General features: G+C 72.5%; 7 protein-coding genes and 1 pseudogene. 7 read left to right on the plus strand and 1 reads right to left on the minus strand.

Annotated elements, in window-relative coordinates; genetic code table 11:
- Positions 1 to 261: 261 nt before the first annotated feature.
- The gene (locus ACZ4RZ_RS13580; RefSeq protein ID WP_467744290.1) at positions 262 to 1902 is read left to right on the plus strand and encodes a hypothetical protein; all 1641 of its coding nucleotides are present in this window, start codon (positions 262 to 264) and stop codon (positions 1900 to 1902) included.
- A gap of 67 nt (positions 1903 to 1969) precedes the next feature.
- Here the strand turns inward: ACZ4RZ_RS13580 and ACZ4RZ_RS13585 are convergent, their stop codons facing one another.
- Positions 1970 to 2566 (minus strand): histidine phosphatase family protein, encoded by a 597-nt coding sequence (locus ACZ4RZ_RS13585; protein WP_467744292.1) that lies wholly within the window; start codon positions 2564 to 2566, stop codon positions 1970 to 1972.
- 238 nt (positions 2567 to 2804) lie between these two features.
- Here ACZ4RZ_RS13585 and ACZ4RZ_RS13590 point away from each other — a divergent pair, with 238 nt between their 5' ends.
- From ACZ4RZ_RS13590 to ACZ4RZ_RS13615, 6 genes and pseudogenes are all read left to right on the plus strand, one after another.
- The gene (locus tag ACZ4RZ_RS13590) at positions 2805 to 3809 is read left to right on the plus strand and encodes a phosphatase PAP2 family protein (protein ID WP_467744294.1); all 1005 of its coding nucleotides are present in this window, start codon (positions 2805 to 2807) and stop codon (positions 3807 to 3809) included.
- A complete protein-coding gene (locus tag ACZ4RZ_RS13595; protein ID WP_467744342.1) occupies positions 3760 to 4905 on the plus strand; it encodes a hypothetical protein in 1146 nt (381 codons plus the stop codon). The genes ACZ4RZ_RS13590 and ACZ4RZ_RS13595 overlap by 50 nt, the downstream gene beginning before the upstream one ends.
- Positions 4896 to 6500, plus strand: coding sequence for a hypothetical protein (locus ACZ4RZ_RS13600; RefSeq protein ID WP_467744296.1), 1605 nt, complete (start codon positions 4896 to 4898; stop codon positions 6498 to 6500). Before ACZ4RZ_RS13595 ends, ACZ4RZ_RS13600 begins: the two co-directional genes overlap by 10 nt.
- A 55-nt stretch (positions 6501 to 6555) precedes the next feature.
- Positions 6556 to 7926 carry an AAA domain-containing protein gene (locus ACZ4RZ_RS13605; RefSeq protein ID WP_467744298.1) on the plus strand — a complete coding sequence of 457 codons (1371 nt, stop codon included), beginning with the start codon at positions 6556 to 6558 and terminating at the stop codon, positions 7924 to 7926.
- A 142-nt stretch (positions 7927 to 8068) separates the two neighbouring features.
- Positions 8069 to 8446: a hypothetical protein gene (locus ACZ4RZ_RS13610; protein WP_467744299.1), complete on the plus strand. Its 378-nt coding sequence runs from the start codon at positions 8069 to 8071 to the stop codon at positions 8444 to 8446.
- Between the two features lie 106 nt (positions 8447 to 8552).
- Positions 8553 to 8765: pseudogene (locus ACZ4RZ_RS13615) on the plus strand (alkene reductase); the annotation flags it as partial.
- Between the last annotated feature and the right edge of the window lie 91 nt (positions 8766 to 8856).

The raw sequence follows: 8856 nt of genomic DNA on the forward strand, positions 1-8856 counted from the left end.
GTCGGGAGTTCGGGCGGCTCCCGGTCCGCAGGGTTCAACGCGTCAGGACGTCAACGGCTACGGCGGAACACCGCCGCAAAGGATGGCAGTTCATGGCAGATCGTGGATGAGATATCCGGTTTGTAGCCAAACCCAACGTGGCGACGTCGTCACAGCAGGTACGTTCTTGCCCCGCCGGAAGCAGGGCACCCACAGGACACAACCCGGGTAACTCGCGTTGAATCCGGCATGGTTCGACGGTTCGCAAGAGAGGGCCCGGCCATGGCGTCGTCAACGGTGACCTCGTCCCAGTCCCCCCGGCCACCGCGGCCGAATCTCGCCTTCCGGCGGCTGCGCGGACAGCGCTCGCCGGGCGAGTTCGCCGCGGCGGTGCGGCGGGCCGCGCGCGAGATCGGCGAGCGGGTCAGCTGCGACGCGCGCTATATCGGGCGCGTCGAGGCGGGTGAGATCCGCTGTCCCAACTACGCGTACGAGCGGGTGTTCCTGCACATGTTCCCCGGCCGCACACTGACCGACCTGGGGTTCGCGCCCCGCTCATCGGTACGCGGGCGCGGGGCGCGCGAGATGGATGAGGCGCCCCCTCCGCACTCCACGAGCCTCTCGCACGCTTCGCATGAGACGGAGGGGGCGTATGCGACGTATGAAACGCCGGACCCGCAACACCCCCAGATCCCGCACGACCCGCACCACACCCAGATCCCGCACGACCCGCACCACACCCAGATCCCGCACGACCCGCACCACACCCAGATCCCGTACGACCCGCACCACACCCAGATCCCGTACGACCCGCACCACACCCAGATCCCGTACGACCCGCATGACCCGTACAACACGTACGACCCGTACGAGGACCACGATCAGAACCACGAGGAGAGCGACGTGCAGCGTCGCGCATTCATGACCGGAGGCACCGCCACCGTGGCGGCGGCCTCACTGGGGCCCTTCGCGGTCGCGTTGAGCTCCACCGCCGCGGCCGCGGAACGGCGCGTCCACCGGGCGGGTACGTCCGAGGCGGGCGCCCTCGAAGAGGCCGTACGCAAGATCCGGCTGCTCGACGACCGGCACGGGGCCGACGGCCTCTACCGGCGCGCGGCGGCACCGCTGCGGACGGCGTACGCGCTTCTCGACGCGGGCACCACCCGGCAGTCGACCGCCGACCGGCTGTACGCGGGGGCGGGCGAACTGGCCATCTCGGTGGGTTGGTTGGCGCACGACTCCGGGCGCTTCGACGACGCGCGCTCGCACTACGCGGAGGCCCTCGCGACCGCCCGGATGTCGGGCGACCCGGGCCTGGAGGCGCACGCCTTCTGCAACACGGCGTTCCTGGCGCGCGACGCGGGGCGCCCGCGCGAGGCCGTGCGCGCGGCGCAGGCGGCACAGCGCGCGGCGCGCCCCCTGGGCTCGCCACGCCTGCTCTCCCTGCTCGCGCTGCGCGAGGCGGGCGGCTGGGCGGGGCTCGCCGACCGCGCCGGGTGCGAACAGGCGCTGGCACGCGCGCAGGCACTCTACGAACGGGGCCCTTCGCAGACGGATCCCGAGTGGATGACCTTCTACGGAGAGGCCGAACTGGAGGGTCTGGAGGCGCAGTGCTGGTCGATGCTGGGCGACTGGCCCCGCGCGGCCCGCCACGCGCGCCGCGCCGCCGAGCTCCAGGACCCGCACTTCACCCGCAACATCGCCCTCTACACCGCCGAACTCGCCGACGACCTCGCCCGCGGCGGCCGCCCCGACGAGGCCGCCCTCGCCGGCCTGCGCGTCCTGGACCTCCTGGGCGAGGTCCAGTCCTCCCGCATCCAGACGATGCTGGCGGGAACGGCCCGCGTACTGCTCCCACACCGCAGGGCCTCGGGCGTCTCCGCATTCCTGGAACGCCACGCAAGCCTGCCGCGCACGGCGTGAGGCACCTGCCGCGCACGGCGTGAGAGACAACCGTCATCCGCGCAAGCAGGGTCCCGCCGCGGATGGGCTACCCCGCCAGATGCCCGCAGTCGTTCCACGTCTCGATCGCGGGCTCCCCGTAGGCCCACCCCAGCACCGACAGCGACGTCGGATTGAGCCGGATGCGGGCCGCGAAGTCGAGGGGAAGGCCGAGCCAGCGGGCTCCTATGGAGCGCAGGATGTGCCCGTGGGCGAAGACCAGGACGTCACGGTCGGCGGCGCGGGCCCAGGCGACGGCCTCGTCCGCGCGCGCGGAGACCTGCTCCAGGGTCTCCCCCTCGGGGACACCGTCGCGCCAGATGAACCAGCCCGGCCGAACTCCCTGGATCTCGGCCGGGGTCATGCCCTCGTACGCGCCGTAGTCCCACTCCATGAGCGTGTCCCAGGTGGTCGCGCGCTCCCCGAACCCGGCGAGTTCGCACGTCTCACGCGCGCGTGCCAGCGGACTGGTGCGCACCTCGACCCCGGGGAGGCCGTCGAAGGGTGCCCGGTGCAACCGCTCCCCCAGCAGCTTGGCGCCGCGCCGGCCCTCTTCCAGGAGCGCTACGTCCGTCCTGCCGGTGTGCTTGCCGGACAGCGACCATTCCGTCTGTCCGTGCCGGGCCAGCAGGATGCGCGGTGCCATGAAGAGATGCCTTTCCGGAGCGGGAGTCGAGACCACGGGGCGAGTGCGAAGTGAGTCACTCCATCATCGCTCACCGGCACCTCGGGCAACCCGCCGGGCGATCTCCGCGTCTATGAGGACCGGGGGCGCCCCTTCGAGGCGTTCACATACACCGTAAAATCGCGTGTGGCCACGGATCGTCGTCAGCAGACTGGGCAGACCGGCGGGTCACCGCAAGCAGATGGGGGAGGGCGATCGGATGCCGCAGACCGATGCATCGCGCACCGAGGCGGCACCAAGCGCCCGGCTTCGCCGGTGGACGGACCTGCGCCATTCCGCGGCTCCGCACGCCCGGCTCCGCTGGTGGACCGAGCTGCCGCTGATCCTGCTGGTGTACGCGTCGTACTCGGCGGGCCGGCTGCTCGCCCGGGGCGACAGCTCCAGCGCCGTCCACCACGGCCTGGAGATCCTGCGCATCGAGAAGATCTTCCGCCTCAACGCCGAGCACCCGCTGAACCGGCTGTTCACCCGCGAGGCCTGGCTGGGCGTGCCCGCCGACTTCTGGTACGCGTCCCTGCACTACTTGGTGACGCCCGCGATCCTGATCTGGCTCTTCCGCTCCCGGACCGTGCACTACCGGGCGGCCCGCACCTGGCTGATGACGTCCACATTCATCGGCCTGATCGGCTTCACGCTGCTGCCGACCTGCCCGCCCCGGCTGCTCTCACCCGGCCACGGCTTCGTCGACACGATGGCGCAGTACAGCTCGTACGGCTGGTGGGGCGGCGAGGCGAGCGCGCCGCGGGGCCTGGGCGGCATGACGAACCAGTACGCGGCGATGCCGAGCCTGCACGTGGGCTGGGCGCTGTGGTGCGGAGTGATGCTGTGGCGGTACGGCCGCACGCCTGCCGCCAAGGTCGCGGGTGTCGCGTATCCGCTGCTCACCACGATCGTCGTGATGGGCACGGCGAACCACTACTTCCTCGACGCCGCCGCGGGTGCCTCTGTGATGGGCGTCGGGCTGCTGCTCACCCCATTCGTGACGCGGCTCGCGGACCGGCTGAGGACACTGCTGGGTGCCCGTTTCCCGAGGGTCTTGGGTGCCTCGCGGGGCGCAGGTTCCTCAATTGTCAGTGCGGGGTGCCAGACTTCGGCGGGTGAGCGAATTCCCCGACAGCGCGAGTCCCGAACCGGGCCAGGAGCAGCAGAGCCGGGTGCCTCTCCCACGGACGCGGGGGACGGCGCTCCGGCAGCAGCTCGCTGAGCTGCGCGGCCCGGCGGTACCACCCAAGGCGCTCGACGCGCGCGCCCTCGCGGCGCTCGCCGCGAACCCCGGGTGTGAACGGCGCGCCCTCCTGGACGGCGCGGGCGTGGACAAGGCGAAGCTGGCGAGCGCGCTGGGCTCGCCGTCCGCCTTCGGGCAGTCGCAGTTCGCCTTCATGCGGGGCAACGCGTTCGAGGCACGGGTCAAGGCCGACGGCGGCACGGAGCTGCTGCGACTCGTGCACGAGAAGCTGGACCCCGGCGCCGAGCCGCCCGCGGGCGGTGTCGTCCCCGACCTGAGCGCCGTCGGCCCCGAGGGACGCGCGGCCCGTACGGCGCTGGCGCTGCGCGAAGCCACCGCGGCCGGTGTCTGGACGCTGCTCGATCACCCCATGCTCGCGCTCGACGTCGCGGGCTCCCCCGCCTTCCTCGAGCCGGACGCCGTGGTCGTGCACCCCGACGGCGGCTGGACGGTCGTGGAGATCAAGTCCTTCCCGATGCTGGACGGTTCGGCGGACCCGGCGAAGGTGGGCGCGGCCGCGCGCCAGTCCGCGGTGTACGTCCTCGCCCTGGAGGAGGTCGCCGCACACCTCGACCCCGTCCCCGAGGTCCGCCATCGCATCCTCCTGGTCTGCCCCAAGGACTTCTCCAACCTCCCGACCGCGTCCGCCGTCGACATCCGCAAGCAGCGCGCGGTCACCCGCCGCCAGCTCGCCCGCCTCACCCGCGTCGAGGACATCGCCGCCGCCCTCCCCGAGGGCACCTGTTTCTCCCCCGACCTGCCCACCGCCGACCTGACGTCCGCCGTCGAATCCGTCCCGGCGACCTACGCCCCCGAGTGCCTCTCCGCCTGCGAACTGGCCTTCCACTGCCGTGACCGCTCCCGCGCCGAGGGCGCGGTGACGTCCTTGGGGCGCTCACTGCGCGCGGAGCTGGGCGGGCTGACGACGGTGGGCGACGTGCTGGCGGCGGCCCACGGTGAGACCGGGGATCCGGACGACCCGGCGGTCGCGGCACTGAGGAGAGCGGCGAGGCTGCGGGCCGAGGCACTGGGAGCCCGGGCATCGGCAGCGCCGGAGGGGGTCGTATGTCGCTGATCGCCACCCTCGCCCGGCTGGAGGCCGTGGAGAGCGGGCGGGCCCAGGCCGCCGCGACGGTGCGGCACCGGCATCTCACTGAGCGGCCGCTGGTGTTCGTGCCGCTGATCACCGCCGGCGAGGCCGGGGCTCCGCTCGGAGCGCTCGTCGGGACCGAGCGGGACGCGCCCCGGCTGCTCGTCGTGCCGCAGCCCCGCGACCGGGATCTGCGGTTCGCGTTTCTCGCGGAACTCGCTGACGTCGTGCTGCCGTACATCGACGCGTACGCGGACGAGGTCGAGGCGGCCGAGCGCAACGAGACCGATCCGGAGACCGGGAAGCGGGTCAAGGTCGAGGTCGAACTGTGCGCGGACGCCCCGCAGTTGATCGTGCCCAGCCGGGCGGGCATCGAGTTCGTACGGCTGCTCGGGCGTTCCATGCGTTTCAGGCGTACCGCCGAGCAGGATCCCGAGACGCCCCATCCGGCGCCGCCCCGGGTGCCGTTGCTCGGGCGGTGGCTGACGCACTACGGGGAGCGGTCCCGGGTGCCCGGTTCCTCCCTCCTCCTCGCCCTCACCGACGTGCTGTCCCGGCACTGGGCCACCGGGCAGAGCAGCCTGGAGGACCAGCACCTGGGCGCGCTGCTCGCCTGGATCGACCCGCCGGAAGGCGAGTCGGGCGCACGGGCCGCGCTGCGGGCCGAGCTTCGGCGGGACTCCCGGGGTCAGCTCGCCTGCCCGCCGGCGGGACCCGCCACCGACCCCGCCTTCGACAACACACTGCTGGCCCCCGCCATCGAGCGCTACGACCGCGCGCGTACGGCACTCGCCGCCGCCGAGGACGGCGTCGAGGCGGACGACCGGCTCGGCGTGCTCACCGCCGCCGAGCGGGAGATCCGGGCCCTCGTCGCGAGCGTCACCCGGCCCACCTGGGACGCGGTGTGGCGCGGACTCGACCTGCTGCGCGCGCTCCCCGAGGGCGCTCACGCCGCCGACCGCTGGACCCGCGACCGCTGGTCGTTCACCGGCCACCGGGACCGGATCACCGCGGGCGAACCCCCGCAGCCCCGCCGCGACGACGCGGTCACCGCGGCGAACAAGCTCGCCACGCGCGAGCGCGAACAGGCCCGCCTGGAAGCCCAGGAGGCCCTGGACGACGCGCTCGTCATGGCCGGGCGACGGCTCGCCGGAGAGGCGTTCGCGGGCGAGGTCACGGATGTCGTGATGGCGTACAGCGAGGGCAAGCGGCCCAGCCCGCGCCCACTGGTGACGGTCCGCACGGAGGACCGGCCGCATCTGGGAGAACGGGCCAAGGTGTACCGGTCGTTGGGAGGAAAGCCGCAGGCCGCGGAGTTCGTGGGATACGACGGGTTCGAGGATTCCGGGGGTGCCGCCGTGGTGCTGCGCATCGTCGACAAGATGGGCCGCGGCAAGGAGCCCGAGGCCGGGTCCGTGCCGGAGAAGGGGGACCTCGTCTGCTTCACGCTCTTCGAGCACGAGCAGCGGGGCAGCGCCAAACTGCCCGACCCGGAGGAGACACCGTGGACGCACGGGGGGCCGCCGGGCGAGGCGACCGTTCCGCACGCCGATCCGGTGACCGCGGAGGACGTCCTGTGAGGCCCGCGACCGAGGTGGACGTCCGGTGGGGCCCCGCAGTCGAGGAGGACGTCCTGTGAGCCACGTGACCGAAGAGGACGTCCCCGTGAAACCCGTCGCCCCGTTCGACCCCGGCGCCGAAGCCACCCGCGCCACCGAGGCGATCCTGCGCGACACGCTCCACGGCTCGCACCGCGGGGTCGTGGTCGACTCCCCGCCCGGCGCCGGGAAGTCGACCCTCGTCGTACGCGCGGCGCTGGAACTGGCCGCCGCGGGACGCCCGTTGATGGTCATCGCGCAGACCAACGCCCAGGTCGACGACCTGGTGCTGCGGCTCGCCGAGAAGGACCCCGAGCTGCCGGTCGGGCGGCTGCACAGCAGTGACTCCGACCCGTACGACAAGGCGCTCGACAGCCTGGAGAAGGTGCGCAAGTCCACCAAGGCGGCCGACCTGGCGGGCCTCGACGTCGTCATCTCGACCGCCGCCAAGTGGGCCCACGTCAAGGGCGTCGAGCCGTGGCGGCACGCGATCGTCGACGAGGCGTACCAGATGCGGTCGGACGCGTTGCTCGCCGTGGCCGGGCTCTTCGAGCGGGCGCTGTTCGTGGGCGACCCCGGCCAGCTGGACCCGTTCGCGATCGTCGGCTCCGAGCAGTGGGCCGGCCTGTCGTACGACCCGTCGGCGTCCGCGGTGACGACGCTGCTCGCGCACAATCCGGAGCTGCCGCAGCATCGGCTGCCGGTGTCGTGGCGGCTGCCCGCGACGGCGGCGCCGCTGGTCTCGGACGCGTTCTATCCGTACACACCGTTCCGCAGCGGGACGGGGCACGGCGACCGGCGGCTGAACTTCGCCGTTCCGTCGGACGGTTCGGGCCCCGACCGGGTCATCGACGAGGCGGCGGAGGCGGGTTGGGGGCTGCTGGAGCTGCCGGCCCGGCACACGCCTCGTACGGATCCCGAGGCGGTGCGGGCTGTGGCCCAGGTCGTACGCCGGCTGCTGGACCGGGGTGGCGCGGCAACATCGGAGCGGGCGGAGGATCCGGTACCGCTGACGGCCGACCGGATCGCCGTCGGCACGGCACACCGGGACCAGGCCGCGGCCGTCCGGGCCGCGCTGGCGGACCTCGGTGTCGCGGACGTCACCGTCGACACGGCGAACCGGCTTCAGGGGCGGGAGTTCGATGTGACGGTCGTGCTGCATCCGCTGTCGGGACGACCGGACGCGACCGCGTTCCATCTGGAGACCGGGCGGTTGTGCGTCCTCGCCTCCCGGCACCGGCACGCGTGCATCGTGGTGTGCCGGGCGGGGGTGACGGAGCTGCTGGACGACCATCCCTCGACGGAGCCGGTGCAGCTGGGGGTCACGGTGAAGTTTCCTGATGGGTGGGAGGCGAATCACGCGGTGCTGTCCCATCTGGGAGAGCATCGGGTGGCTTGGCGGCCATAGATCCTGGGGATCCATGCCCGGTGGACCCTGCGGATCCCTGCCCGGTCCCGCCCCCCGGTCCCACTTGCGCGGGCGGGGGACAATAGAGGGTGGCCCACCCACGAGGGGGGCGGGTCCCTGAACCGTACGAGGAGGAGAAGACATGGCGGAGCCCACGCCGCGTCGGAACGAACCGCGGCTACGCCCCGCGCCCCTGCTCTTCGAGCCTGCGGAGGCCGCCGGGGATCCGGAGCATTTCTTCGATCTGGAGTCGATCGATGATCCGCGTGCGCTGTTGGACCGGGCCACGGAGCTGACGCAGGCGTTTCGCGCTGCGGCGGACCGGGCTGTCGAGTTCCAGGCGATCGCCGCGGCGCAGCTTGCCGATCCTCGGCGGTTTGACCGGCTTACGCCGGCTGCCATCGGTGAGCGGGCCGAGTGGACCGAGGATTACGCGAAGAAGATGGTGGAGTTCGGGCGGGATCTGTTGCGTGGGGTGGAGGGCAACGGCCATGGGCACGGGGTGAGTGACCACGCCTGACCTCGGGCGCACGCCGAGTTTCTTCGCCCCCGCCGCCACTACCCATGTGGGCTGGTCGTGCAGTGCCCCGCGCCCCTTTTCAGGGGCGCGGGACGACGTCACGCGCCAGGGCGAGCGACTGCTGGCCGCCGGGGCGGATCTGATCGCGTTCGGACGGCCGTTCCTGGCCAACCCCGACCTGGTCACCCGGCTGCGCCCCGGAGCGCCGCTCAATCCGGTGCGGGACGAGCGGCTCATGTACGTGGGCGGGGAGGCGGGGTACACCGACTATCCCGCGCTGACCAGGGCACCGACGGGCCATCCGGCGCCGATCGGCTAGGGTCTGTCGTCAAATGATCTTGGGTGGTGGATCATGGTCGGGTGATACGTCGTCATGAACTGTCGGATGCCGAGTGGGAGTTCGTCCGCTC

The organism is Streptomyces sp. NPDC027189 (assembly GCF_055566975.1).

Excerpts from the sequence above, each read along its gene's own strand:
- ACZ4RZ_RS13580 (WP_467744290.1), top strand. The coding sequence starts at position 262 with ATGGCGTCGTCAACGGTGACCTCGTCCCAGTCCCCCCGGCCACCGCGG.
- ACZ4RZ_RS13585 (WP_467744292.1), bottom strand. The coding sequence starts at position 2,566 with ATGGCACCGCGCATCCTGCTGGCCCGGCACGGACAGACGGAATGGTCG.
- ACZ4RZ_RS13590 (WP_467744294.1), top strand. The coding sequence starts at position 2,805 with ATGCCGCAGACCGATGCATCGCGCACCGAGGCGGCACCAAGCGCCCGG.
- ACZ4RZ_RS13600 (WP_467744296.1), top strand. The coding sequence starts at position 4,896 with ATGTCGCTGATCGCCACCCTCGCCCGGCTGGAGGCCGTGGAGAGCGGG.
- ACZ4RZ_RS13610 (WP_467744299.1), top strand. The coding sequence starts at position 8,069 with ATGGCGGAGCCCACGCCGCGTCGGAACGAACCGCGGCTACGCCCCGCG.